20 protein-coding genes are annotated in these 25,583 nt (G+C 60.5%); 7 read left to right on the top strand and 13 right to left on the bottom strand.

All coding sequences use genetic code 11. The annotated features are described in order from the left end of the window. Nucleotides 1–86 precede the first annotated feature (86 nt). Nucleotides 87–959 (bottom strand): LysR family transcriptional regulator, encoded by an 873-nt coding sequence (locus tag QA646_RS01380; protein ID WP_283057158.1) that lies wholly within the window; start codon nucleotides 957–959, stop codon nucleotides 87–89. Nucleotides 960–1,047: 88 nt separating this feature from the next. Between QA646_RS01380 and QA646_RS01375 the strand changes: the two genes are divergently transcribed. Further along, complete coding sequence (locus QA646_RS01375; RefSeq protein WP_283057157.1) at nucleotides 1,048–1,302, top strand: hypothetical protein; 255 nt, start codon at nucleotides 1,048–1,050, stop codon at nucleotides 1,300–1,302. Here the strand turns inward: QA646_RS01375 and QA646_RS01370 are convergent. The 3 genes from QA646_RS01370 to QA646_RS01360 all read right to left on the bottom strand — a co-directional run bounded on the left by QA646_RS01370 (nucleotide 1,278) and on the right by QA646_RS01360 (nucleotide 5,671). After that, nucleotides 1,278–3,815: a methyl-accepting chemotaxis protein gene (locus QA646_RS01370; RefSeq protein WP_283057156.1), complete on the bottom strand. Its 2,538-nt coding sequence runs from the start codon at nucleotides 3,813–3,815 to the stop codon at nucleotides 1,278–1,280. The two genes, QA646_RS01375 and QA646_RS01370, sit on opposite strands and share 25 nt — an antisense overlap. A 355-nt stretch (nucleotides 3,816–4,170) precedes the next feature. Then, complete coding sequence (locus QA646_RS01365; protein WP_283057155.1) at nucleotides 4,171–4,314, bottom strand: hypothetical protein; 144 nt, start codon at nucleotides 4,312–4,314, stop codon at nucleotides 4,171–4,173. Between the two features lie 220 nt (nucleotides 4,315–4,534). After that, the gene (locus QA646_RS01360; RefSeq protein WP_283058932.1) at nucleotides 4,535–5,671 is read right to left on the bottom strand and encodes an NAD(P)/FAD-dependent oxidoreductase; all 1,137 of its coding nucleotides are present in this window, start codon (nucleotides 5,669–5,671) and stop codon (nucleotides 4,535–4,537) included. Nucleotides 5,672–5,856: 185 nt separating this feature from the next. Here QA646_RS01360 and QA646_RS01355 point away from each other — a divergent pair, with 185 nt between their 5' ends. The 5 genes from QA646_RS01355 to edd all read left to right on the top strand — a co-directional run bounded on the left by QA646_RS01355 (nucleotide 5,857) and on the right by edd (nucleotide 12,924). Next, the gene (locus QA646_RS01355) at nucleotides 5,857–7,293 is read left to right on the top strand and encodes a glutamine synthetase family protein (RefSeq protein WP_283057154.1); all 1,437 of its coding nucleotides are present in this window, start codon (nucleotides 5,857–5,859) and stop codon (nucleotides 7,291–7,293) included. Between the two features lie 10 nt (nucleotides 7,294–7,303). Continuing rightward, nucleotides 7,304–8,602 (top strand): FAD-binding oxidoreductase, encoded by a 1,299-nt coding sequence (locus QA646_RS01350; protein WP_283057153.1) that lies wholly within the window; start codon nucleotides 7,304–7,306, stop codon nucleotides 8,600–8,602. A 129-nt stretch (nucleotides 8,603–8,731) separates the two neighbouring features. After that, entirely contained in the window at nucleotides 8,732–10,207 is a 1,476-nt protein-coding gene (gene zwf / locus QA646_RS01345; protein ID WP_283057152.1) for a glucose-6-phosphate dehydrogenase, read from the top strand. Nucleotides 10,208–10,222: 15 nt separating this feature from the next. Continuing rightward, on the top strand, nucleotides 10,223–10,921 hold the full coding sequence (pgl, locus tag QA646_RS01340) for a 6-phosphogluconolactonase (RefSeq protein ID WP_283057151.1): 699 nt from the start codon (nucleotides 10,223–10,225) through the stop codon (nucleotides 10,919–10,921). Nucleotides 10,922–11,100: 179 nt separating this feature from the next. Then, nucleotides 11,101–12,924 (top strand): phosphogluconate dehydratase, encoded by a 1,824-nt coding sequence (gene edd / locus QA646_RS01335; RefSeq protein ID WP_283057150.1) that lies wholly within the window; start codon nucleotides 11,101–11,103, stop codon nucleotides 12,922–12,924. Between the two features lie 172 nt (nucleotides 12,925–13,096). Here the strand turns inward: edd and QA646_RS01330 are convergent, their stop codons facing one another. The 6 genes from QA646_RS01330 to QA646_RS01305 form a co-directional block, all read right to left on the bottom strand. Next, entirely contained in the window at nucleotides 13,097–13,510 is a 414-nt protein-coding gene (locus QA646_RS01330; RefSeq protein ID WP_283057149.1) for a hypothetical protein, read from the bottom strand. A gap of 140 nt (nucleotides 13,511–13,650) precedes the next feature. Further along, nucleotides 13,651–14,742 (bottom strand): sn-glycerol-3-phosphate ABC transporter ATP-binding protein UgpC, encoded by a 1,092-nt coding sequence (gene ugpC, locus QA646_RS01325; protein ID WP_283057148.1) that lies wholly within the window; start codon nucleotides 14,740–14,742, stop codon nucleotides 13,651–13,653. Nucleotides 14,743–14,766: 24 nt separating this feature from the next. Next, nucleotides 14,767–16,419 (bottom strand): alpha-glucosidase, encoded by a 1,653-nt coding sequence (locus QA646_RS01320; protein WP_283057147.1) that lies wholly within the window; start codon nucleotides 16,417–16,419, stop codon nucleotides 14,767–14,769. Nucleotides 16,420–16,455: 36 nt separating this feature from the next. Continuing rightward, a complete protein-coding gene (locus QA646_RS01315) occupies nucleotides 16,456–17,619 on the bottom strand; it encodes an ABC transporter permease subunit (protein WP_283057146.1) in 1,164 nt (387 codons plus the stop codon). A 1-nt stretch (nucleotide 17,620) separates the two neighbouring features. Further along, nucleotides 17,621–18,637 (bottom strand): sugar ABC transporter permease, encoded by a 1,017-nt coding sequence (locus QA646_RS01310; protein WP_283057145.1) that lies wholly within the window; start codon nucleotides 18,635–18,637, stop codon nucleotides 17,621–17,623. Nucleotides 18,638–18,767: 130 nt separating this feature from the next. Beyond that, on the bottom strand, nucleotides 18,768–20,129 hold the full coding sequence (locus QA646_RS01305) for an ABC transporter substrate-binding protein (protein ID WP_283057144.1): 1,362 nt from the start codon (nucleotides 20,127–20,129) through the stop codon (nucleotides 18,768–18,770). A 306-nt stretch (nucleotides 20,130–20,435) separates the two neighbouring features. On the opposite strand from QA646_RS01305, the gene QA646_RS01300 reads away from it, so the two are divergent. Next, entirely contained in the window at nucleotides 20,436–21,461 is a 1,026-nt protein-coding gene (locus QA646_RS01300; RefSeq protein WP_283057143.1) for a substrate-binding domain-containing protein, read from the top strand. Between the two features lie 67 nt (nucleotides 21,462–21,528). Here the strand turns inward: QA646_RS01300 and folD are convergent, their stop codons facing one another. The 3 genes from folD to QA646_RS01285 form a co-directional block, all read right to left on the bottom strand. Next, nucleotides 21,529–22,428 (bottom strand): bifunctional methylenetetrahydrofolate dehydrogenase/methenyltetrahydrofolate cyclohydrolase FolD, encoded by a 900-nt coding sequence (gene folD, locus QA646_RS01295; protein ID WP_283057142.1) that lies wholly within the window; start codon nucleotides 22,426–22,428, stop codon nucleotides 21,529–21,531. A 117-nt stretch (nucleotides 22,429–22,545) separates the two neighbouring features. Continuing rightward, nucleotides 22,546–24,486: a succinoglycan biosynthesis protein exop gene (locus QA646_RS01290; RefSeq protein WP_283057141.1), complete on the bottom strand. Its 1,941-nt coding sequence runs from the start codon at nucleotides 24,484–24,486 to the stop codon at nucleotides 22,546–22,548. 110 nt (nucleotides 24,487–24,596) lie between these two features. Then, nucleotides 24,597–25,439, bottom strand: coding sequence for a WecB/TagA/CpsF family glycosyltransferase (locus tag QA646_RS01285; RefSeq protein ID WP_283057140.1), 843 nt, complete (start codon nucleotides 25,437–25,439; stop codon nucleotides 24,597–24,599). Nucleotides 25,440–25,583: the final 144 nt, after the last annotated feature.

Below are 25,583 nucleotides of genomic sequence, written 5' to 3'. Positions count from 1 at the left end.
GGAATTCCAAAGGCCACAAGGGGGAAAAGCAAGGCAGTATGAGCTTTGGCGGATTTACCGAACATGGGCAGGCCATGTAGGCGTTTTCATACGTAAGTCGGGCGGTTGCCGGCGAAGAGATCGGCATGGCTCTTCAGCAGGCGGGTCATGCGATCGACCACCGTGCGGATTTCTCGGCGGTGGCGATCGGCGTCATTCATGATGATCCACTGTCCATGACGCAGCGATGCGACCTCCTCGCCGACCCGTTCCAGCCGAGGCTCCAGATCCCCGACAAAGCAAGGAAGAACGGCGATGCCGGCTCCCGCAAGGACGAGATCGTAGAGGGAGCGCGGCCGATTGACGGTCACCGCGATCGCCTCGCGCTGGTTCTGATGCGGCCAGCGCAGATAGGCGGAGATCGCATCCTCTTCCGTGACGGCGATCCAGCGCCTCGGCCCGGCGAAGCGCATGTTGCGCGCCTGATAGGCGGCATACGCAACATCGCCGGTCTTGACGGCAGCCAAATTGATCTCTTCCGGCTCGAAAGCACGGATGCCGATGTCGCTTTCGCGATGGGCGAGGCTGGCACGGCGTTCGGCAAGGTGGAGATCAATGCGAAAGCCGTCGCGCTCGGAACAGATCGACGGCATGTTCTGGCTGAGCAGCCAGCCGACCCAGGTTCCGGCCGCGATCCGGACGATTGCCGCGCCTTGGGCATCGCGCTGCCAGCTTTCGATCTTACGCGCGGCCGCTTCCATCTCCAGCAGTTGGTCGAACAATTCCTGGCCGTCGCCGGTCAGCACATAGCCCGTCTGGCTTCGCTGGAAGAGCAAGCGCCCGATCCGGCTCTCCAATTCCAGCATGCGCCGGCCGATCGTTGCCGGGCTCAACCCGCTTGAAGATGCAGCGCCCGTCAGCCCGCCGCCGCGGGCGACATCGAGAAAGAGTTGGTAGGAATCCCAGGTCGCATTTTTCATAATTGAAAGACATAGGGCGAAAACGGCGGTTTATAAAGAAAAATTCTCTCTGTAATTGAAGGGATGCCTTTCAATATGGAGACTTCCCATGATCGACTGCATCGCTTTAGCCAGAATTATGCAACTGGAAAACGAAGCCCGCCAAGCGCTATGGCGGCGCAACGAGGACGCTTTCTATCAGGAATATGGCCGTGATTCCCCGGCACTGTTTGTCTGGTTGGGGAAGGCTCTCGACGCCGGCTATGCATGGTTCAAAACGAAAAAAGCGGACCGGCCTGATATCGGCCGCTCCGCCCGTGATGGTGACGATCGCTGCGGTCAGGCCGCTTCTGCTCGCATATAGCTCACGCCCTGCCCGCCCTCGATCTTGAACTGCTGGATGAGATGGAGCAGCTCGTCCGCTTCGGTAGCCAGTTCGCGGCTGGCGGCGGTGGTTTCTTCGACCATGGCGGCATTCTTCTGTGTCATCTGGTCCATCTGGTTGACGGACGAGTTGACCCCCTGCAGCGCGCTTGCCTGATCGTGGCTGGCGCGCGCGATCATTTCCACATGCTGGCTGATGGTGACGATCTGACCGCTGATCTGGGCGAGCACGGAGCCGGCCTCTTGCACGAACTGCGAGCCGGAATTGACCTCGTGGGTCGATTTGTTGATCAGCCCCTTGATCTCCTGTGCCGCGGCGGCGGAGCGTTGCGCAAGCTCGCGCACCTCCATGGCGACGACGGCAAAGCCCTTGCCGGCCTCGCCGGCGCGGGCAGCTTCGATACCGGCATTCAACGCCAGAAGGTTGGTCTGGAAGGCGATCTCGTCGATCACGCCAATGATCTGCTCGATCTGGCGTGAAGCATCTTCGATACGCCCCATCGCGTCAATGGCGTTACCGACGACAACGGAGCTGTCGTCGGCGCGACGCTTGGCTTCGCGCACGATCGCATCCGCTTCCTTGGCGCGCTCGGCGGACGAGCGAACGGTGACGGTGATCTCATCCACGGCGGCGGCGGTTTCTTCCAACGCGGCCGCCTGCTGTTCGGTGCGCTTCGACAGGTCCTCGGCGGAGGCTGCCATCTGGCTGCCATTGCTCTGGATCATCTCGACGTTGTCGCGCACCTGGCTGAGCGTCTGCTGCAGGCGCGACAGCGAGCTGTTGAAATCCTGGCGGAGCTGCTCAAGGCGGCCGATGAAGGGCGTCTCGATGCTCGAAGAGATATCGCCTTGGGCCAGCCGCTCGAGGCCGGCGGCAAGCTCGCTGACGGCGAAGTCGATCTGGCGGTCGAGCTCGCGCTTTTCGGCATCGTTGCGGTGGCGCTCATGCTCGGCGGCGGCTCGCTCCTCGTCACTCTGCTCTTCGATGCGGATCTTCGAGAGCGCATTTTCCTTGAAGATGCCGAGCGCGCGGGCCATGTCGCCGATTTCGTCGTGGCGTTGCTCGCCGGAGATCGCGGTTTCCAGCATCCCGTCGGCAATGCGGCGCATGGCGGCAGTGATCTGACCGATCGGGCGCTGCAGCGTCAGGACCAGGGCGATGCCGCCGGCGACCGAGAGGATGATGCCGAGCGTTGTGGCGAGGATCGAGATGTAGTTCGCCTGGTCGCGCTCGGTGCCCGCGCTTTGCTTCTGGGTTTCGGCAAAGGCCGTGAGCTGCCCCCAGACCTGATCGAGCTGCTGGCGGGCGCTGGCATATTCGGTGATGCGCTGGGCGATCGTATCGACCAGCTTACCACCGGCGTCATCCATCGACTTGATGGCCGGACGGATGGCCTTGTCGATATCGCCGGCGAAATCCATGCTCTTGGCACTCTGGTTCAGCGTATCCATGTCGCCACCAAGCTTGGAGACTTCCTGGCGCAGCCGAACGAGATTGTCCTTGTTGGTATTGGCATTGAAGTCGGCAAGCACGAGCTGCAGCGAATAGATCGAACTTTCGAGACGGCGCGTGTCCTGCAGAACGGAATTGGTCTGGACGACACGGGCGTCCAGTTGAACGAAGGTCGTGGTCGCCTGGCGCATCATCTGCGTTGCCGTGAGCTGCGTATAGGTCGACATCTGCCGGAAGCGGGAGAGCAGCCGACCGATCGAGGTGACGGTATCGTCCGTCGGAACATCGGTGCTTTCGGTGAAAGGGGTAAGATCCTTGATGGTGCCGGCCAGCGACTGCACGACGCTTTTCTGATTCTGCGGCACGGCGAGATCGATCGCCCGCAGCGCCTTGTTGAGGTCAGGCAACCGGTCCTTGAGCAGCTTGACCTTGTCGGCAGGCGTTGCGGCCTTGTTGAAATCTTCGGCAACGGAGACGAGCGTATCGCCACCCTTCAGCAGGCGGTCGGCGGCGCGCAAGGTCGAGGTCGCGTCAGCCTGATCCTTGCGCATCTGATCTTCCAACTGCTGGCCATCGTAATCGACATTGAAACGGGCGCTGATCAGCGCTCTCTGCGCGTCGTCGATCACCTTGCGAAGGGCAACTTCCTGCTCGTGCAGCGTCCAGAGCTTGGCAACCACGTTCGACGTGTCGGCGGTCTTGGCCGTCGCATCCGTCAGATTGTCGCGGCCTTCCGCGTCCTTGCCGAGCTGGGCCAGCGTCGCGTTCAGAACGCCCTGTTGCGATTTGATATCCTGATAGAGCTTGTCGCGTTGCTGTTCGTTGGTAATGCGCAGGAAGTCATCCATCGAACCGTAGAGATTCTTGAAGCCCGTCAGCGATTGCAGCACACTGTTGGAAATTTCCATGCGTCCCTGCAGCAGGCCGGAAGCGTAGAGCCCGGTGAGGCCGACGGCGGAAATGCTGATGACGAAAGGCAGAACGAAGATCAGAACCTTCGTCTTGATCTTGAAACGGGACAGTATCTTGTCAATGAACATGGTGGCTCTGGCCTCTCATACACCGCACTCACCCTGCCGACGCCGCCACGGCGCTGACCGGATACATAATCATCAATCCTAAAATTTTTCGCAGGCGGGGTCCCAACCATGTCGGGAGGCAATCATTGCTTCGGCTCTACGTTGTAGAAGCACGCCCCAGAAAATCTTTGCGGATTGTGAGTTCGATTAATTAATTTTCGGATAAGGCGCGGCGGCAAGGAGCCGCAGGGCTTCTGATAGCCCGAGAAAGCCTTGAAATGCAGGGATGCGAGGCTTCAGCCGAGAGGATATAGGGCGTATGCACACATGACGGCCGCCGGGAAGACGGCGACCGAAGCCGAACAGGCCGATGATATCAGAAGCTGCGCACCGCGAGGTAAGCAATGCAGGCAGCCGTGGCGCCGGTCGCCAGCATCAGCAGCCGGATGGCCACCAACTTGGCATTGTCACGGGTTTGAGCAATTGCAATGGCGCGAGCGCGACTTTGTTTTCTGTTCATGAGCCTAAATCCCATTTTCGCACTGACACGATAACCGGCAAAAGGTCGTTCCGGCAACTGCCAATGTGGACAATAAAGATGTAGGAAAGGAAAACGCCGGAACCAGAGCCTAACCGCAATTGTCGCACCCTGCGAATACTTGTCCGAAAGGCGTAAGATTCTTTGCCCGGCAGCTCTACTTCGGGAGCATCACTGTGGGAGATGCTTCCAAATCGGTGCTTCAAGCCGCTTCGCCCGCGACATGACCCGAGGCCCAGGCCCACTGAAAATTATAGCCTCCGAGCCAGCCGGTAACGTCGACGCATTCGCCGATGAAAAAGAGGCCGGGGATGGTTTTCACCTGCATCGTCTTCGAATCGAGGCAAGCGGTATCGAGGCCGCCAAGCGTGACTTCCGCCGTTCGATATCCTTCGGAACCCGACGGCTTGACCGGCCAGGCTTGGACCGCGGCGGCCAGTTGCTGCAGGCGTTTGTCGGGCTGATCGGCCATATTGCCCGACATGCCCTCTCCCTCGGCGAAATGCTGCGCCAGCCGCTTCGGCAATATTTCTGCCAGGGCCGTCTGCGCCGATTGCCGGCCATTGGCTTGCCGAGCGGTTTTCAAGGTGATGAAAATGTCGATATCGGGCTCGATCGCGACGGTGATCTCGTCGCCCTCCCGCCAGTAGGAGGAAATCTGCAGGATTGCCGGACCGCTCAAGCCGCGATGAGTGAAAAGTAGGGCTTCGCGAAATGCTGTCTTGCCATGGCGGATTTCGGCAGGTGCGGCAATGCCGGCAAGTGGCGCCAGGCGCTGAAGAAGCTGGGGATCGAGAGTCAGCGGCACGAGGCCGGGGCGGGTCTCGACGAGCGGCAGGCCGAATTGCTCGGCGATGCGATAGGCAAAGCCGGTGGCTCCCATTTTCGGGATCGACTTGCCGCCAGTGGCGACGACCAGAGAAGTGGTCTCCAAGGCACCCTCCGACGTGGCGACCCGGTAGCCCCCGCCGGCAACCGGGTCGATGGCGGCGATTTCGGTACGCAGCCGCAGTTCCACGCCGGCCGCCCGCATCTCGTCGGTCAGCATGCGGATGATGTCTTTGGCGCTGTTGTCGCAGAAGAGCTGACCGAGCGTCTTTTCATGCCAGGCGATGCCATGGCTTTCGACCATGGTGAGGAAATCCCTTGGCGTGAAGCGCGCTAGTGCCGACTTGGCGAAATGCGGATTGGCGGAGAGAAAGTTCTTCGGGCCGGCATGAATGTTGGTGAAATTGCAGCGGCCGCCGCCGGAAATCCGGATCTTCTCGCCGGGCGCGGCGGCATGGTCGAGCACCGCGACGGAGCGCCCGCGCTGGCCGGCGCGGATGGCGCACATCATGCCTGCGGCACCTGCGCCGAGAACGATCACATCATATCTGCCGGCCACGTTTCATTCCTTTACCCATTGCTGCGTCGCATCGTCGTTTTTCCATCATATGGCGAAAGTCCTAGCGGTTTTCCCCCTCGCCAATTGGCAAACTGCCGTTATGATGCAATCACCGATCAACGCAAATACGGTGTTTTATGGCCGCGAAAAAGACCCCGCTGAAAGCTTCCTTGCCGGTCTCGAAAGTCGCAACAGTTCCCCCAAGCTTACGATCGGCCCGTGGGGTGGCAAATTGGAAGGAAGCGGCTCAATGGCTGCGGGCGCGCGGGATCGAAGACATAGAATGCATCACGCCCGACCTTGCGGGCGTGCCGCGAGGCAAGATGATGCCCACCTCGAAATTCACCTCCAATACCTCGCTTGCCCTGCCCTCGGCGATCTATCGTCACACGATTTCCGGCGAGTATCCGGAAGAGACCGAAAGCTTCCGCTACGAGCCGCGCGACAGCGACCTGAAGCTGGTGCCCGATCTTTCGACACTCTCCGTCGTACCTTGGGAAAGCGATCCGACCGCGCAAGTGATCTGCGACATCGTCAATTCCGATGGCGAGGAAGTCTCCTACACACCGCGCAACGTATTGAAGCGCATCATGGGGCTTTATCGCGACCGCGGCTGGAAGCCGGTCGTGGCGCCGGAGATCGAATTCTATCTCGTCGCCAAGAACGACGATCCGGACTATCCGCTGCATCCGCCGAAGGGCCGTTCGGGGCGCTCGATCCTGGGCGGCCAGGGGTATTCGATTGCCGGCATCAACGAATTCGACGAACTGATCGATGACATCTATCATTTCTCGGAGAAGCAGGGCCTGGAGATCGACACGCTGATCCATGAAGAGGGTCCCGCGCAGCTCGAAATCAACCTGCGCCATGGCGATCCGATCGAGCTTGCCGACCAGGTGTTCCTGTTCAAGCGTACCATTCGCGAAGCGGCGATGAAGCACGGCATCTACGCCACCTTCATGGCCAAGCCGATCCAGAGCCAGCCGGGCTCGGCGATGCATATCCATCAGTCGGTGGTCAATATCGTCACCGGCAAGAATGTTTTCACCAATCCGGACGGCAGTCCTTCGCTGGAATTCTTCCACTTCATCGGCGGCATGCAGCGTTACGTGCCGAATGCGCTGGCGATGCTTGCGCCCTACGTGAACTCCTACCGACGCCTGGCGCCGAACATGTCCTGCCCGGTCAATAACGCCTGGGGCTACGACAACCGCACCACGGCCTTCCGGGTGCCGGTCTCCGATCCGCAGGCTCGCCGCGTCGAGAACCGGTTGCCGAGCTCGGACGCCAATCCCTACCTGGCGCTCGCGGCCTCCCTCGCCTCCGGCCTGCTCGGCATCATGAAGAAAGTGGAGCCTACCGCGCCGACCGAGGATTCGGCCAATGAAGGTTCGATCGACCTGCCGCGCGGGCTTCTCGAAGCCATTGCGCTGCTGGAAGACGAACCGGCTTTCGAAGAGGTCCTGGGCAAGGACTTCATCGACCTCTATGTCGGCGTCAAGCGCGGCGAATTCGAAACCTTCATGCAGGTGATCAGCCCCTGGGAGCGGGAATTCCTTCTGCTTAACGTGTGAGGGGGCGCCGATGACATTGCAGGAAGCATGGCAGAGCCCGATAGCACCTGGGCTTTCCTGGTATCAGGCAACCGTCGGCCCTCGCCCGGCCTATCCGAAGCTCGACGGTTCCCGCCGGGCCGACGTTGCGATTATCGGCGGCGGCTATACCGGCCTGCAGGCGGCCTATAATCTTGCCAAGGGTGGCGTCGACGTGGTGCTGATCGATGCCAACCGCTTCGGCGACGGTGCATCCGGCCGCAATGGCGGCCAGCTCGGCACCGGCCAACGCTCCTGGCCGGAGGAACTGGAAGAGAAGATCGGCTACGAGCGCTCAAAGGCATTGTTCGATCTTGCCGAGGACGCCAAGCGCCATCTTCTCGATTTTGCCGCCGAGCATGGCATCGACATCGATTTCATGCCCGGCCAGATGAATGTCACGCACAAGGGCAGCTACAAGCGCGCCTATATGGAGAACGCCGAAATCGCCGCGACGCGCTACGGCTATCCGCATGTGAGCTTCATGGATCAGGCGGAAACGCAGGAGCGGCTCGGCTCCAAGCGCTATCTCTATGGCATCAGGGATATGGGCACGGGTCACATCCATCCGCTGAAGCTGCTGATAGGTCTCGCGCGAGTAGCCCAGGCGGCCGGTGCTTCGCTCTTCGAAATGACGCCGGCCAAGGCAATCCGGCAATCCGGCGGCAAGACCCTGATCGAAACCGACAGTGGCACCATCACCGCCGACCGCGTGTTGATTGCCTGCAACGGCTATATCGGCAATCTGGAGCCGGCAACCGCGAGCCATGTGATGCCGATCCGCTCTTTCATCGGCGCTACCGAACCGCTCGAAGCATTTCCCAATATACTGCCCGGCGGCGAAGCGGTGGCGGATTCGCGATTCGTAGTTCGTTATTTCCGCAAGTCGAAGGATGGACGCCTGCTGTTCGGCGGACGTGAGGCCTATACCGCCGATAACCCGCGCGACATAACGCAGCACATCCGCCGTCAGATCGCCGAAATCTATCCTGATCTCGGCAATATCAACATAACCCATGCCTGGGGTGGATCTGTCGGCATCACCATGCCGCGCCAGCCTTTCGTGCGCGAAGTCATGCCGGGGGTCACGTCGATCGGCGGCTATTCCGGACATGGGGTCATGCTGTCAAATTATTGCGGTAAACTCTATGCGAAAACGGTTCTCGGGAACGCCGACGACCTTGCGCTTTTCAAGGCGTTGAACATCCCGCCTTTTCCCGGCGGCGCCCGAATGCGGGCACCTCTGCTGTTCCTGGCGCTCTCGTGGTTTGCGTTGCGCGACAGGTTTTAGATACGGAGCGGATTTCCTCTTCCGGCAATCCGCTCTAAAAGCCGACTCTGAATTTTGCGATGCACACTGGCCTTTTTAAATCGATTAGATTAAAAGGGGCCTTAACCAAGACCGATTGAGAGATACCTCATGAGCAGCCAAATCATTCCCGTTGAACCATTTGACTATGTCGTTTTCGGCGGCAGCGGCGATCTTGCTGAGCGCAAACTGCTGCCCGCCCTTTATCACCGCCAAATCGAAGGTCAATTTTCCGAGCCGACTCGTATCATCGGCGCATCGCGGAGCGCGCTGTCGCATGAAGAATACCGCAAATTCGCCGAAGCCGCGCTGAAAGAGCACCTGAAAAAGGGCGAATACGACGAAGCGGAAGTGAAGAAATTCTGCGCGCGCCTGTTCTACGTGCCGGTCGATGCGCGCAGCGATGCTGGCTGGGATCACCTCAAGAAGCTCCTGGATGAAGGCAAGGATCGCGTCCGCGCTTTCTATCTTGCGGTCGCTCCCGGCATTTTCGGCGATATCTCGCAGAAGATCTACGATCACAAGCTGATTACCAAGCAGACCCGTATCGTCGTCGAAAAGCCGATCGGTCGCGATCTCGCCTCCGCCCTGCAGCTCAACGACTCGATCGGCAGGGTCTTCAAGGAAGAGCAAATCTTCCGCATCGACCACTATCTCGGCAAGGAAACGGTGCAGAACCTGATGGCGCTGCGCTTTGCCAACGCGCTTTATGAGCCGCTATGGAACGCCAACCACATCGATCATGTGCAGATCACAGTTGCGGAATCGGTCGGTCTGGAAGGCCGCGCCGGCTATTACGACACGGCCGGCGCGCTGCGCGACATGGTGCAGAACCACATCTTGCAGCTCCTCTGCTTGACCGCGATGGAAATTCCGTCCTCGATGGACTCCGAAGCCGTTCGCGATGAAAAGCTGAAAGTTCTGCGCGCCCTGAAGCCGATCGATGCTTCCAATGTCGAACAGGCGACCGTTCGCGGCCAGTATCGCGCCGGCGCTTCCGCAGGCGGTCCGGTCAAGGGCTATCTCGACGAGCTGGAAGGCGGCGTTTCCAACACCGAGACTTTCGTCGCCATCAAGGCCGAAATCGGCAACTGGCGCTGGGCCGGCGTTCCCTTCTACATCCGCACCGGCAAGCGCCTTGCCGGTCGCATGTCGGAGATCGTCATCACCTTCAAACCGATCCCGCACAACATTTTCGATCAGGCCGCCGGCCGCATCGTCGCCAATCAGTTGATCATCCGCTTGCAGCCGGACGAAGGCGTCAAGCAGTCGCTGATGATCAAGGACCCGGGTCCGGGCGGCATGCGCCTGCGCAACGTCTCGCTCGATATGAGCTTCGCTTCGGCCTTCAACGTCCGCAATCCGGATGCGTACGAACGCCTGCTGATGGACGTCGTCCGTTCCAACCAGACGCTGTTCATGCGCCGCGACGAAGTGGAAGCCGCATGGGAGTGGGTCGATCCGATCCTCAAGGGCTGGGAAGCCACAAGTCAGCCGGTACAGGCTTATACCGCCGGCACTTGGGGACCGAGCCAGGCCATCGCGCTGATCGAGCGTGACGGCCGCACCTGGCACGACGATATCTAAAGCGGGGCGACAACGATGACAGCGAACATGCATGCTTTCGCCAATGGCGCCGAACTCGCCGGCAAGCTCGCGGATAAGGTGGTCGAGGTTCTCTCGGCTGCCATCGCCGCTCGCGGCTCTGCAAGCATCGCGGTCTCCGGCGGTTCGACGCCGAAGATCTTCTTCCAGACGCTGTCATCACGTTCGCTCGATTGGAGCAAGGTGACGATCACCCTTGTCGACGAACGGTTCGTGCCGGCTGACAATCCGCGCTCGAACCACCTGCTCGTCCAGGAAAACCTGCTGAAGGACAAGGCCGCATCGGCACAGTTCTTTCCGCTCTATCAGGACGTACCTTCCGTCGACGAGGCCGCCGTCATCGCCACGGAAAAGACCAAGTGCATCGGTTTTCCCTTTGACGTCGCCATCCTCGGCATGGGCAATGACGGCCACACGGCCTCGTTCTTTCCGGGCGGGAGCAATCTGACAGCGGCGCTCGATGCGAAAAGCCCGCGTGGCATCATTACGATGGAAGCCGAAGGAGCCGGCGAAGCCCGGCTGACCTTCACCTTCTCCAGCCTTCAGGATGCCCGATTGCTGGTGCTCCATATCGAGGGAGAAGGCAAGAAAGGCGTTCTCGCCAAAGCGGAAGCGCCGGGCGAAGAGACCGAGATGCCCATCCGCGCCGTTCTGCGCCGGGCCGCTTCTCTGGTCGAGATTTATTGGGCTCCCTGATACGGCCGACAGGCCTCGTCATCGAACCCCTGAGAGACACAGCAACATGTGCTGCGCCATGCGCCCGCAAGGGCGCACCGGCAAAGCATTGACTTTTGAACCTCGCGCTACGCCCTCTACCAAGACAGATCAAAGTGATCTTCCGGGCACCGCGCAGAACAGACGGAGGCAGATCGACCATGGCCGCTGACGCCCGCATTTCCGCGATCACCACACGCATCATCGAGCGCTCGAAGCCGACACGCGAGCGCTATCTGGACCGCCTGCGCAATGCCGCAACAGTGGGCGCGCAACGCTCCGTGCTCGGCTGCGCCAATCTCGCGCATGGCTTTGCCGTCTGTTCCCCCTCCGAGAAGGATGCGCTTGCGGGCGACCGCGTGCCCAATCTCGGGATCATCACGTCCTATAACGACATGCTCTCGGCACATCAGCCGTTCGAGACCTATCCTGCGATCATTCGCGAGGCGGCTGCAGAGGCAGGCGGCATCGCTCAGGTTGCCGGCGGCGTGCCGGCCATGTGCGACGGCGTCACGCAGGGCCAGCCCGGCATGGAGCTGTCGCTCTTCTCGCGCGATCTGATCGCCATGTCGGCCGGCGTCGGCCTGTCGCACAATATGTTCGACGCGGCCGTCTTCCTCGGCGTCTGCGACAAGATCGTGCCCGGCCTTGTCATCGCCGCGCTCTCCTTCGGCCATCTGCCGGCCGTGTTCATTCCGGCCGGGCCGATGACCTCGGGCCTGCCGAATGACGAGAAGTCGCGCGTGCGCCAGCTCTATGCCGAGGGCAAGGTCGGCCGCGCCGAGCTGCTGGAAGCGGAATCGAAGTCCTATCACGGCCCCGGCACCTGCACCTTCTACGGCACGGCGAACTCCAACCAGATGCTGATGGAGATCATGGGCTTCCATATGCCCGGCGCCTCCTTCATCAATCCAGGCACGCCGCTGCGTGAAGCGCTGACGCGCGAGGCCACCAAGCGCGCGCTCGCCATTACCGCCTTGGGCAATGAATTCACGCCTGCCGGCGAGATGATCGACGAACGTTCGATCGTCAACGGCGTCGTCGGCCTGCATGCGACCGGCGGCTCGACCAATCATACGATGCACCTCGTCGCCATGGCGCGCGCAGCCGGCATCGTCCTCACCTGGCAGGACATTTCCGAGCTTTCGGACATCATCCCGCTGCTTGCCCGCGTCTATCCGAACGGGCTTGCCGACGTGAACCATTTCCACGCCGCCGGCGGCATGGGCTTTCTGATCAAGGAGCTCTTGAAGAAGGGCCTGCTGCACGACGATGTCCGCACCGTTGCCGGCCAGGGACTTTCGGCCTATTCGGTCGAGGTGAAGATCGGTGCCGATGGTGGTGTCGTCCGCGAGCCGGCGCCGGAAAAGAGCGGCGATCCCAAAGTGCTGGCAGGGGTCGACGCGCCATTCCACGCCAATGGTGGCCTGAAGATGCTGCGCGGCAATATCGGCAAGGCGGTGATCAAGATTTCCGCCGTCAAGCCGGAGCGCCATGTCATCGAGGCGCCCGCCATCATCTTCCACGATCAGCTTGAAGTGCAACAAGCCTTCAAGGACGGCAAGCTGAACCGCGATTTCGTGGCCGTCGTCCGCTTCCAAGGCCCGAAGGCGAACGGCATGCCGGAGCTGCACAAGCTGACGCCTGCGCTCGGCGTGCTGCAGGACCGCGGCTTCCGCGTGGCACTTCTGACCGACGGGCGCATGTCCGGCGCGTCGGGCAAGGTCCCGGCCGCGATCCACGTCACACCGGAGGCCGTCGACGGCGGCCCGATCGCTCGCATCAAGGATGGCGACATCATCCGCATCGACGCGATTGCCGGCACGCTGGAGGTGCTGGTCGACGCCGCCGACATGGCCGAACGCGATCCGGTCGTCATCGACCTGTCCGAGAATGAATTCGGCATGGGCCGTGAGCTCTTTGCCACCTTCCGCCACGGCGCCGGCCCGGCCGATCAGGGCGCCAGCGTCCTGTTCCATCATTGAGACGATAACAGCCCAAAGAAGAGCCCCGTGCAGCATCTGCCGCGCGGGGCTCTTCTTTGCTTCGGTCGAAATTCGAGCACTTCCAGGAAAAGTGCGCCGCGGTTTTCCGTCCGGAATGCGTCAAAACGAAGGGATAGAGCAGGAAAGCGATTCCGCGAAACGCTTTTCTGCTCTAAGCGCGGATGTCGAGCACGCGGTCGCGATGCGACGGATGGGTGCTGTAGACGAAGATTTTGTTCATTTCCTTCTCCGATAGCAGGCGCAGGAAACGTACCTCGATGGTGTTGTTGGGGAAAACCTTCATCAGCATGCAACCGACCTTGGTGATGCGGGCATCGGGGATATCGAGATAGAACTGCTTCGGCAGATTGTACTGGGTGAGGATCGCGAGGATCGCGCTGCTCTGCGAGATGCGGATGATATCGCAGCGGCGCGAGGCCAGGTTCATGACGCCTTTTTCGGTATATTCGATCCGCGCGGCGTTCATCGTGTCCTCCATCCTGTACCGCACCTCGCGGTCATACATGAAGGACTCTTCCTTGTTGAGGAAATGTTGGCCTGGGTGAGCCGTGCCGGAAGCTGCCATTGTCGTAAATCCCTGAAGTATATTACGAAGCTCAGGCTACCAGCGGGTATTTAACAGAAGGTTTGGAAGCGCTAGATCAAGTTGCATTTTGTTGTATTTCTACACTTGGACTAGCGCTCCCGCACCCTTGGGAGGATGCCTTATTGCTTGCGATAGGTGTGGCCTTCAGCATCGAAGAGATGCAGCTTCTGCCTATCGGCCGCAAAGCGCATCTTCTGCCCGCGCTTAACATCAGCGATGCCGGGTATCTTGACGATGATCGGCTCACCGTCCACCAGGCCCTCGATATAAAGTTGAGTGACTTCGCCGAGGGCTTCCACGATGGAGACCTCGCCTTCGAAGAGGTAGTTCTCGTCGGTCGCGATCCGCAAATCTTCCGGACGAACGCCGAAGCTTGCGGTCTTGCCTTGCTCGGATGCCGCCGTTGCAATGTCGAGCGTCACCATCTTGCCGCCCGTCAGCGTCACCGTCGTCGTCGCGCCGGTTCCGGTGACCGTCGCCGGGAAGATGTTCATGGCCGGCGAGCCGATAAACTTCGCCACGAAGAGGTTGGCCGGATGCTCATAAAGCTCGAGCGGCGCGCCTACCTGCTCCACGCGACCAGCCGACAATACGACGATGCGGTCCGCCAATGTCATGGCTTCCACCTGATCGTGGGTGACGTAGATCATCGTCGTCTCGGGCATGGAGTCGCTGAGCTTGGCGATCTCGATACGCGTCGCCACGCGCAGCGCGGCGTCGAGGTTCGATAGCGGCTCGTCGAACAGAAAGACCTTCGGGTTACGGCAGATGGCGCGGCCGATTGCAACACGCTGGCGCTGACCACCCGAGAGGGCCTTTGGGAGACGCTCGAGATATTGCGTAAGCTGAAGGCTCGCCGCCGCGGCGCGAACACGGCGGTCGATCTCCTGCTTGCTTTCCCCAGCGATTCGCATGCCGAAGGCCATGTTGTCGAAGACCGTCATGTGCGGATAGAGAGCATAGGACTGGAAAACCATTGCAATGCCGCGCCGCGACGGTGGCACTTCATTGACCTTTTGCCCGGCGATGAGCATGTCGCCGGAGGTGATGCTCTCAAGTCCGGCGATCATGCGCAGCAATGTGGATTTGCCGCATCCGGACGGACCGACGAAGACGATGAACTCGCCCTCTTGGATATCCAGATCGATGCCATGCAGAACATGCACATTCCCGTATGATTTTCGGATGTCCTTCAGAACAAGCCCTGTCATCTATGCTCTCCTCCTCCCAAACACTCAGGCGAGACGCGCGAAGTAAGCGCCCCAGGCCGGAATATCGATCTTGTTGCCGTAATTGTTGCTTGCAAAACCGTGGCCGGCAAGGGCCTGCCAACTCCCCTCGGGCAGGCTTGCCGTCGCCTCCGTCGCGCTCATGTTGAACATGCAGAGAATGGTTTCGCTGCCATAGTGACGCGTATAAAGCAGCACGTCGCCCTGCGGCTCCGCAAACGCAATCTCGCCCTTGGCGAAGGCCGGGTGCTGCTTGCGGAAGGCGAGGAAGCGGCGATATTGCTCCAGCACGGAATGCTCATCTCCATTCTGCACGCTGACAGCGCGCAGGATATGCTCTACGGGCACCGGAAGCCAAGGCTTCACCGTCGAGAAACCGCCCTGGGTAACCTGGCTCTCCCAGACCATCGGCGTGCGGCAGCCGTCGCGGCCCTTGAATTCCGGCCAGAACTGAATGCCGTAGGGATCCTGCAGATCCTGGTAGGCGAGATCGGCTTCCGTCAGACCAAGCTCTTCGCCCTGATAGAGGCAAACCGAGCCGCGCAGTGTCAGCAGCAAGGCCGCATATTGCTTGGCAAGCGCGTCCCGATCGGCAACCAGGCTTCCCCAGCGGCTGACATGGCGCGCCACGTCATGGTTTGAAAATGCCCAGCAGGCCCAGCCTTCGGGCGCGGCAGCGGCAAAATCCTTCATGACATCTTCGACGCGCTCCGGCGACAGCGGGTCCGGTGCCAGGAACTCGAAGGCGTAGCACATGTGCATCTTGTCGCCGCCGGAGGTATATTCGCCGACGATCTCGAGGCCGCGCTGGCTATCGCCGACTTCGCCGACTGCGGCAATCGCCGGATATTCGTCGAGCACGGCTCGGAAACGCTGCAGGAACTTCAGATTCTCCGGACGGTTCTTGTCGTAGATATGCTCCTGGAAATTATAGGGATTGACCGCCGGCGCGGTGGAAGCATTGCGGCGTGACGGCTCCAGCGCGGGATTGTCACGCAGTTTCTGGTCATGGAAATAGAAGTTGATGGTGTCGAGGCGGAAGCCGTCGACGCCGCGGTCGAGCCAAAAACGCACGACATCCAGCAGCCGGTCCTGAACCTCGGGATTGTGCAGATTCAGGTCGGGTTGCGAGATCAGGAAGTTGTGCATGTAATATTGCATGCGGGTCGGATCCCAGGCCCAGGCGGAACCGCCGAAGATCGACAACCAATTGTTGGGCGGTGTGCCATCCGGTTTAGCGTCGGCCCAGACATACCAATCCGCCTTGGGATTGTCCTTGCTCGAACGACTTTCGACGAACCAGGGATGGCGGTCGGAACTGTGCGACAGCACCAGATCGATCATCACCTTGATGCCCAAGCGATGCGCTTCAGCCACCATCACATCGAAATCGGCCAGCGTACCGAAGATGGGATCGACATCCTCATAGTTGGAGACGTCGTAGCCGAAATCACGCATGGGCGAGGTGAAGAACGGCGAAATCCAGATCGCGTCGACACCCAGGGAGGCGACATGCGGCAGGCGGACGGCGATCCCCTTCAGGTCGCCGATGCCATCGCCGTTGGAGTCCTGATAGGAGCGCGGATAGATCTGATAGATCACCGCTCCGCGCCACCAGTCTTTATCAACCGTCGAAATCGATTGAGGGGCAATGTTCATTCTGAGTAGGTCCCGTATGAGTAGAAAGGTCTTCGGTCAGCCCCCCTTCACCGACCCGGCGAGCAGACCGCGCACGAGATAGCGCTGCAGACCGAAGAAGACGAGGAGCGGAATAATAATGGTGACGAAGGCGGAAGCCGTCAGGATTTCCCAGTTGCCGCCGCGCGAGCCGAGCAGGGCGTTCAGCGCTGCCGTCAGCACCAGATGATCCCTGTCGGTGCCGAGGAACACCATGGCGATCAGAAGGTCGTTCCAGACCCAAAGGAACTGGAAGATCGCGAAGGAAGCGAGCGCCGGGAAAGACAGCGGCAGGATGATCTTGACGAAAATATCGAAGTCGCTTGCGCCGTCGACGCGGGCGGACTCGATGATTTCCTTCGGCAGGCCGGCAATGTAATTGCGCAGCAGGTAGATGGCGAGCGGCAGGCCGAAGGCGGTATGCGCCATCCAGATGCCAGGATAGGTTTTCGACGGTACGCCGAACATCTGGCCGATCTCATTGTAGATGCGCAATAGCGGGATGAGCGACATCTGCAGCGGCACGACGATGAGGCCGACGACCAACGCGATCAGGAGTGCGCGGCCAGGGAAGTCCATCCAGGCAAGCGCATAGGCCGCGAAAGCCGCGATCAGGATCGGGATGATCGTTGCCGGAATGGTAACAGTCAGCGAGTTGATAAAGGACTGGCCGATGCCTTCACCCGTCAGAACGGTGCGATAATTCTGCAGAGTGAACTCCGGCGGGGTGGTGATGGTCAGATAGATGCGCTTGCCGCGTGTATCCGCGTCGAAGGCGGCATTCTTCTGATAGCGGTAGCTGCCATCGGCATTGACGGTGAGCGTCTCGCCATTGCCGATATCCGCCGGCGTACCGGCCTTATAGGCGGCGGGGTCCTGCACGCGCAGGCCGAAGGATTGAATCTTGCCGTTACCGTCGTTGCCGTCGCCGGATACGTTACCGGCGATCACGTAGTTGGGACCGTCCTGCGTTGCCTTGTCGGTGCCGGCAAGGCGCACGGCCGTCGTCCGCGTCGAGCCGGCGAAGGCCGTCCACCAGCCGGAGACGACGATCTGGTCCCTGTCGCGCAGGGCCGTGATGAAGATGCCGAGTGTCGGCAGCAGCCAGATGACGACGATGAGCATAACCGCGAAATGGACGAAGAGGCGTGCGGGGCCGATGCGACCGAGATTTCCAATCATGTCAGCGACCCTTCATTTCTGCGTTTGCACGACGGATATTCCAGATCATGATCGGCGTGACGGCGACCATGATGACCAGCGCGATGACAGCGCTTCGGCCGGAATCGCCGCCGCCACGGAACAGCCAATTGAACATCAGATTTGCAAGGACCATCGTGTTCCATTGACCGTTGGTCATGGTGAGCACGATATCGAACACTTTGAGGACGAGGATGGTGATGGTCGTCCAGACCGTGGCGATCGTGCCCCAGACCTGCGGCACCATGATCTTCCAAAATATCTGCCAGCCGTTGGCGCCATCGATGACCGCGGCTTCGATGGTCTCCTCCGGAATACCGCGAAGGGCGGCCGACAGGATGACCATCGCGAAGCCAGTCTGAATCCAGATCAGCATGACCATCAGGAAGAAATTGTTCCAGAAGGGGATGGTGATCCAGACTTCGGGTGTGCCCCCGAAGAGCTGCACGACGGCATTCAGCAAACCGATCTGCGCATCGTTGCCGCCGCGATATTCGTAGATGAATTTCCAGATGACCGATGCGCCGACAAAGGAGATCGCCATCGGCATGAAGATCACCGCCTTGGCGATATTACCCCACCAGATGCGGTCGGTCATGACGGCGATAACGAGGCCGAAGAAGGTGCAGGCCGCCGGCACGACAGCGAGCCAGAGAATGTTGTTGAAGATCGATTGGCGGAATTCGGTGTCGTTGAACGCCCAGACATAATTGGCACCACCGACGAAATGATTGCCGTCAGGACCGTAGAAGGACAGGATGAATGTCGCAACCACCGGATACATGAGATAGATGGCGAGGAGGAGAAGCGCCGGTCCGAGGAAAAGCCAGGGACGGATGAGGCCGCGGCGACGCAGGTTGACTGCGGCGCGGTGAACATCGCCACCCTCTTTCGCCGGGAAAATTATCTCCAGCAACTTATTGGAAAACAGAAAGTAGGCGGCGCAAACGGCAACGCCGAATATCATGGCTCCGATCGCCGTCAGTATCTGCGAAATCATCCTTGCCTCCCGAACAATTGCTTGCATAAAGCCACCTGTCCGGCGCCGCCGCCCCCCTCAGGCGTCGGCTGCGACAGGGGAAAATGGCGGCGCCGGCAAATACCGGCGGCGCCCTTCTGCGATGTTATGATTACTTGATGGAGTCCCACGCCTTTTGGATTGCGTCGGCGGAGTCCTGAGCCGACTTGCCGCCGACGAAGTCCACCATGCCGGTCCAGAATGCACCTGCGCCGATCTTGCCCGGCATCAGGTCGGAACCGTCGAAGCGGAAGGTGGTGGCGGTCGTCAGGATTTCGCCTTCCTTCCTCAGCGTGTCGTTGGCATAGGCAGCCGTGTTGACGGCCTTATATGGGGTCAGGAAGCCCGATTGCGCCATCCAGATTTCCTGGGCGATCGGTGTCTGCAGGAAGGCGATGAAGGCACGGGCGGCCTTCGAGTCCTTGGTGATCGCTGCCAGCGTGCCGGCGCCGAGAACCGGCTTGCCGAGTTCCGGATGCGATGCGTAGGGCGGGAAGTAGAAAAAGTCGGCGTCCTGGCCGAGCTTCGTGCCTTCCGGGAAGAAGGACGGGATGAAGGATGCCTGCTTGTGCATGTAGCACTTGGGCGGAACCGTAAAGAGGCCCTTAGGGCTATCACGGAAATCGGTCGAGGCAACCGCTGCGACACCGCCGTCGACATATTTGGGGTTCTTGGCGAACTTGCCGAATTCATTGATGGCGTTAACGACCTTGGCGTCGTTGAATTTCAAGCTGTTGTCGACCCAGTCGTCATAGTCCTTCGGCGACACGGTGCGCAGCATCAGATCTTCGACCCAGTCGGTCGCCGGCCAGCCGGTGGCGCCGCCCGAACCGAGACCGATGCACCAGGGAGTGCCGCCGTCCTTGACGATCTGATCGGAAAGCTTGAACAGGTCTTCCATGGTGGTGGGGACCTTATAGCCGGCTTCTTCGAAATTTTCCGGTACGTACCAGACGAGCGACTTCAGGTCGGCCTTGTAGGGGAAGGCGTAGAAGGCGTCCTTGCCGTCCTTGCCCTTATAGGTGCCATAGCCAACCCAGCTATCGCCGGCGCCGTAGTTGGTTTTCACCCAATTGGAGAGATCATCGCCGAGCGGCGTCAGGTAGCCCTTGCTGGCAAGGTTGGCGAGGAGGCCCGGCTGCGGCAGGATCGCGACGTTCGGAGGCGAGCCGGCTTGGGTGTCGATAACGATCTGCTGCTCATAGTTTTCCGAGGATGAATACTTGGCATCGACGCCTGTCGCCTCGGTGAAATAATTCAGAACGCTGGTGAATAGCGCCTCGTCTTCGCCGCGCCATGGGCCGAAGATCGTCATCGTTTCACCCTTCAAGTCCGCATGGGCGGCCTTGAAGTCGTCATAGCTCTTCCAGTTGAACTTGGAATCCTGACCGGGTTGGAACTTCAAATCTGCAGCCAGTGCGGTACCAGCCGCCAGGGCCGCAACGGCAACGGTCATCAAAAACAATTTCTTCATGTGATTGTCCTCCCAAATACAAATCCACGAGCCCGAACACGTTGCGCGTGTTGCGCGCCCATTTCTCAAAGCGCTTTGGCTACTCACTCATTCCATTGCGGGTAGAGCAAAGTCAAGCGAATTTGTGAGTTCGGCTAATATACACCCAAATCTCGCGATGCAGCATGGAATAACATCAATATTTCGCAAATTGTCTTGTTTCGAATGCGTCGCCTGCTACATAGTTAAAAGCGCTTTGGAAGCCGGCGCATGGCAGGAGGAGGCCTTTGTGCCACTGGAAATGGGCATAGGGAGGAGCAAAGACACGTGAATCTGAAGCAGCTATCGCAAATGTTAGGCCTGTCGCAGACCACGGTCAGCCGTGCTTTGAACGGATATCCGGAGGTCAACCGCGAAACCCGCGAGCGAGTGCTCAAGGCGGTTCGGGAAACCGGCTATCGCCCGAACAAAGCCGCGCAACGGCTGGCGACCGGCAAGGCCGGCTCGATTGGCCTGGTCATGCCGATGGCCGCCGGGCATCCGTCCGACCTGCATTTCAGTGAATTCCTGACCGGCCTCGGCGAGGAGGCCTTGAAGCATGATTTCCATTTCGTCCTGACGCCGGCCGATCCGAACGACGAGGTCGGTGCGCTGAAGCGGCTTGCGGCCAGCGGCAATGTCGACGCCCTGTTCATCACCTATATGCGCGGCCACGATCCGCGCCTCGAAATGCTGAAATCATTGTCCATACCCTTCCTTGTGCACGGACGGTCCTTTGGGACGGAGCCGGACTACCCCTATCTCGACATCGACAACGAAGCGGCCTTCTACGATGCCACAAAGCTGCTGCTGCAGCTTGGCCACAAGCGTTTTGCGCTACTGAACGGTCCGATCTATCTCGATTTCGCCATCCGGCGCAAAAAGGGAGTGGTGACGGCACTTGCCGAACGCGGCCTGACGCTGGACGAGGCTTATGTCAGCCATACGGCGATGACCGATGAACAGGGGCTGTTCGCCATGGAGCGCATCCTGCAGCTCAATGAGCGGCCAACCGCCATCCTCTGTTCCAGCACTGTACTCGCGCTCGGCGCAGTGCGCGCCATCAACCAGGCGAATCTGAAGCTCGGCGAGGACATTTCGCTGATCGCACACGACGATGTGCTGACGCTGCTGAAACCGGAGAATTTCACCGTACCGCTGACGACCACGCGATCGTCGCTGCGCGCTGCGGGCGTGCGCGTTGCCGAACGGTTGATCGGCGAGATCAAGCAGCTCGAGACATTTCCCGAGCAGGAGCTTTGGAAAGCCGAACTGATCGTGCGTGCCTCGACCGGCGTGGCGCCGGCCGAGTAAGATGGTTTGATTGGCACAACCTGCCCGAAAACCGCTTGATCGGTTTCGGAACTATGCGCCGACGGCTTCAGAATTTCGGCGGCGTCTGGCCGGCGGCACGGTGGGCGGCAATGGCGGTATTGGCCATCAGCATGGCAATGGTCATCGGTCCGACGCCGCCCGGAACCGGAGTGATGGCGGCCGCAACTTCCGCCGCCTCGGCAAAGGCGACATCGCCGACCAGGCGGCTCCTGCCCTCGCCGCGTTCCGGTGCGGCGATGCGGTTGATGCCGACATCGATCACCGTTGCACCCGGTTTCACCCAATCCGCCTTCACCATTTCCGGCCGGCCGACGGCCGCCACCAGGATATCGGCACCGCGGGCCACCGTGGCCAAGTCCTTCGTCCGCGAATGCGCCGTCGTCACCGTCGCATTGGCAGCAAGCAGCAGTTGCGCCATCGGCTTGCCGAACAGGTTGGAGCGGCCGATGACGACGGCATTCAAACCCGACAGATCCTCGCCATGGATGCGGCGCACCAACAGCATGGCGCCGGCCGGCGTGCAGGAGATCAGCCCGGTGGCGAAATCGCCGGTCGCCAGCTTGCCGGCATTGACGACATGCAGGCCATCGACATCCTTGTCCGGCCGGATCGACTGGATGATCGCTTCAGCATTCAGGTGCTTCGGCAAAGGCAGTTGCACCAGGATGCCATGGATGGACGCATCCTCGTTGAGGGACTGAACCAGCTTTGCGAGCTCACCTTGAGTCGTCTCGGCCGGCAGCGTGTGCTGGATGGAGGTAAAGCCGCATTCCTTGGCCATACGGCCTTTGGCGCCGACATAGGTGTGGCTCGCCGGATCATCACCGACGATGACCACTGCAAGGCCGGTCTTCACACCCGTGTTCTTTTCCAATGCTGCGGTCGCCGTCTTCACCGCATCAATTACCGAAGCAGCCACCTGCTTGCCATCGATCACAGTCGTCACGAATATCTCCCGACTTGGTTTCGGCGGCAATCTACAGGCCATCGGCGCAGCGGATTTGCCTGCCAACGCCCTATGGTGTCTGAAAGCGGTAATTGCAAGCAAAAAGCGGCGGCGGAATCAGCCCCGCACCGTCTGCCGGCGCGAAGCGTAGATCTGGACTTTTGCGCGCAACAACGCCAATTCGCGCTGGATCTGCATCAGTTCCTCCGAGACCATGGGATGATCGTTGGCGGCTGGGATGGTGGGATCGAAGTGCGGTCGCGGCAGATCGGGCATTGGTCGCGGCGGCAGTGCGCCCGGCTCGACGGCAGCGCTGAAAACCGGCTCTGGCGTAACAAAGCGCGGGGCTGCCTGATCCTCCGCAAACACCCCGCCGCCCATCCATTTGCGCAGGAAGACGAGGCAAAGCGCCGCACCGAGGCCCATGACGAAACCCGCCGTCTGACGACCCGCAAGATTGTCGTCGAGAGGCGCCTTGGCGGCTATGGCAGGGGTAATGACGGCGATCGGAAGCTCGACTTTCGGCGGAACCGTATCGATGTTTTGCAGATCGGCATCGTAGCGATTCTGCCGCGCCGCAACATCGCCCTGAAGCTGCCCCAGGCGGGCCATATCGACATCGATGCTTTTCTGGCTGAGGGCGGTCATCCGCGCGGAAAGCGCCGCTTGGTTCTCAAGTGCAGCCTTCAAGGCCGCATCGCTACTTGCGACCAGGCGCTGCAGTTGATTGCGGATATCGGCGGTCAGGCCATCGATCGTCGCCTGCTGTGCCAACAGGCGGGGATGGCGCGGACCAAGCTGCGTGGAAAGCTGGGATAGGACGACTTTGGCGGCGCTATAGCGGCTGCGCAGATCATCGAGACTGGCAGATGACAAAGCACCCGACAGCGCGCCACTCGTGACGCTGGCGGGCGTCGCGGATTTGGCGGACGAAAGACGCGCCCTTGCGCTTTGCACGGCAGCCTCGGCGGCCTTGATCTCGCCATCCAACTGCTGGCGCTGCTGCTGAAGATCGAGCGCGGCTTGGATCCTGTCGTCGCCATACTGCACCTTGAAATCGGCCAGTGCAGCCTTCGCCCGATCGAGCTCTCTGAGGCTTTTGTCGGCAGGCGCGTTGCTTCTGCCAGCAAGTCCTGCGCCTTGTGCAGCGGTGGCGTCATAGATCGTCGCATCGGCGAGACGGTTGGCAATCTCGGCCGATCTTGCCGGATCGCTTGTGGTCACGGCGAGATGCAAGGTGCCGCTCTGTGCATCGGTGGTGACGGCAATATCTTTGCGAAGGGCTGACTGGGCACGCGAGGGCGCGTCGGAGGCATTCCCATTGCCGGACAGCAATTCCATGGCAACACCGAAGGCGCCGGCCCGATCGCCGGTGAATTCGGGATCGCGGTCGAGCTTCAGGCGGGCGACGAGATCGGAAAGCAAGGAGGGCGCGGCAGCGCGTTTGGCGGTGACATCCAGAAGCGCCTGTCGCGCAGCCCCCTGCTCTTTTAGCTGCAACACGGTATGAGAGGTATAACGCGGCGGAGCCGCCAGCATTGTCGGAAGACCAACGCCTGCAAGCGCCGCGACGATGACAAAAGCAATGGAGCCGGACCCGAACACCCAGCGACGATTTAAGGGAGGCGCAGCCTCTGCGACCGCGGGCGGTTCCACCTGAGGCGAAAGGTCGATGTCGGGGGCTTCGGCGTGGTATGGCGCCAACGACTGATCTGCGATCAGCTCCGGCTGCCGATCCATGATCGTTTCGCCGGCGGTGAGACGGTCTCCCAGGATACCACGGATACGATTGGGCAGCGGCTGAGCCTCTGCGACCTCCGTCTTAGCAAGGCCTTTTCGCCCGGAGACCGGATAGGGATCACCATCCAGCATCTTTTGAATGAGGGCCAGCAGTTCCGCATCGCTCGCGGCTTGGCGGTCGGCAGGCTGGAGATTGGCGGCGATCAGATAGCCATCTACACCGCGATCGAAATGGGCATGCCGCCCGCCGCCGCGGGAGGCGCCGAAGGCTTCCGCATCGTCAGGAAGGTGTCTGGTCCTGGCCTTGCTTTCGAACATGGCGGGTTGTCTCGCGCGCAAGGTCAGTGACCGATGCCGATGGTTAACCCACTCTAAATTTTCATGGCAAAGAAAAGGTTAACAACGGCGCGACCAGGGACGCAATCAGATCAGCCGGCGAGTTTGTCGGGCGAAGGAAGCCGCAGCGGAGGCGCAGACTGTGATTCGCTGGCACGCAGGATACGCTCCTTACGGCCGAACTGGTGCCGAACGACCTGGTAGAAGAAGAGCGGCACGCCAAGAATATAGCGGCGCCACAGCCTGCTTGGCTCCTGGATCAGTCGGTAAATCCATTCGAAGCGCATTGCGCGCACCAGAGCCGGCGCGCGCGGCACCGTGCCGGAGACGAAATCGAACAGCGCGCCGACCGTCAGGACCAGCCTTGCGTGCTGCGGTTCGATATGGTCGGCGACCCATTTTTCCTGGAGCGGGGTTCCCATGCCGACAATCAGCACGTCGATGTTCTGGCGGCTAAGTTCTTCGGTAATGGGGCTGCTATCTTCCTTGTCGAAATAACCGTCCGCAATGACGATGAATTCATGCCATGGCGCATGCTTGCGGAAATTTTCCGCGGCTTTTTCAACGACATCGGGGCGTCCACCGATCAGACCGATACGCTTCGGCCGCTCCATGAAGGTCAGCAGAGCCGGCACGAAATCGGTACCGTTCAAATTGGCCGGAAAAGAAACGCCATGGGCCGCCCGCGACGCGATATCCAGGCCGACGCCGTCGGGCAGAACAAGATTTTTCGCCAGCACATCGCGATACTCGCCGTCGCGCAGCATCAGCAGCAGGTTATGGGCATTGACGAAGGAGATGGCGGTCTGGCCGACCGGAAGGGACGCCAGCTCGTTGATGAAGTTCAGCGCGTCTTCCCAGTCGAGGTCGCAGACCGGCAAGTCGAAAATCATTCGACGCGACGTGAGCACGGCAAAATTCGCGACTAGATTCACCCTAGACCTCCTGCCGCGAACGCTTCTAGCGCTCGGCGTCGGCAATTTCTTGACGCAAATCCTCCACCGTCTGTCCGTTCGGTGGCATCGGACGCATCGTTGCGGATGCTTATAGCAAGGCCATGTCAAGCTTCCGTTAGGAAA

This window comes from Rhizobium sp. CB3090 (genome assembly GCF_029714285.1).
In the GTDB taxonomy this organism is placed as follows: Bacteria; Pseudomonadota; Alphaproteobacteria; order Rhizobiales; family Rhizobiaceae; genus Rhizobium.
The sequence above is the reverse complement of the archived record's forward strand: the minus strand, read 5'-3'. Positions and strand labels throughout refer to the sequence as shown.

Bases quoted from the DNA above. Each gene is read 5' to 3' on its own strand.
- QA646_RS01380 (WP_283057158.1), bottom strand. From the start codon at position 959: ATGAAAAATGCGACCTGGGATTCCTACCAACTCTTTCTCGATGTCGCC.
- QA646_RS01375 (WP_283057157.1), top strand. From the start codon at position 1,048: ATGATCGACTGCATCGCTTTAGCCAGAATTATGCAACTGGAAAACGAA.
- QA646_RS01370 (WP_283057156.1), bottom strand. From the start codon at position 3,815: ATGTTCATTGACAAGATACTGTCCCGTTTCAAGATCAAGACGAAGGTT.
- QA646_RS01365 (WP_283057155.1), bottom strand. From the start codon at position 4,314: ATGAACAGAAAACAAAGTCGCGCTCGCGCCATTGCAATTGCTCAAACC.
- QA646_RS01360 (WP_283058932.1), bottom strand. From the start codon at position 5,671: ATGATGTGCGCCATCCGCGCCGGCCAGCGCGGGCGCTCCGTCGCGGTG.
- QA646_RS01355 (WP_283057154.1), top strand. From the start codon at position 5,857: ATGGCCGCGAAAAAGACCCCGCTGAAAGCTTCCTTGCCGGTCTCGAAA.
- QA646_RS01350 (WP_283057153.1), top strand. From the start codon at position 7,304: ATGACATTGCAGGAAGCATGGCAGAGCCCGATAGCACCTGGGCTTTCC.
- zwf (WP_283057152.1), top strand. From the start codon at position 8,732: ATGAGCAGCCAAATCATTCCCGTTGAACCATTTGACTATGTCGTTTTC.
- pgl (WP_283057151.1), top strand. From the start codon at position 10,223: ATGACAGCGAACATGCATGCTTTCGCCAATGGCGCCGAACTCGCCGGC.
- edd (WP_283057150.1), top strand. From the start codon at position 11,101: ATGGCCGCTGACGCCCGCATTTCCGCGATCACCACACGCATCATCGAG.
- QA646_RS01330 (WP_283057149.1), bottom strand. From the start codon at position 13,510: ATGGCAGCTTCCGGCACGGCTCACCCAGGCCAACATTTCCTCAACAAG.
- ugpC (WP_283057148.1), bottom strand. From the start codon at position 14,742: ATGACAGGGCTTGTTCTGAAGGACATCCGAAAATCATACGGGAATGTG.
- QA646_RS01320 (WP_283057147.1), bottom strand. From the start codon at position 16,419: ATGAACATTGCCCCTCAATCGATTTCGACGGTTGATAAAGACTGGTGG.
- QA646_RS01315 (WP_283057146.1), bottom strand. From the start codon at position 17,619: ATGATTGGAAATCTCGGTCGCATCGGCCCCGCACGCCTCTTCGTCCAT.
- QA646_RS01310 (WP_283057145.1), bottom strand. From the start codon at position 18,637: ATGATTTCGCAGATACTGACGGCGATCGGAGCCATGATATTCGGCGTT.
- QA646_RS01305 (WP_283057144.1), bottom strand. From the start codon at position 20,129: ATGAAGAAATTGTTTTTGATGACCGTTGCCGTTGCGGCCCTGGCGGCT.
- QA646_RS01290 (WP_283057141.1), bottom strand. From the start codon at position 24,486: ATGTTCGAAAGCAAGGCCAGGACCAGACACCTTCCTGACGATGCGGAA.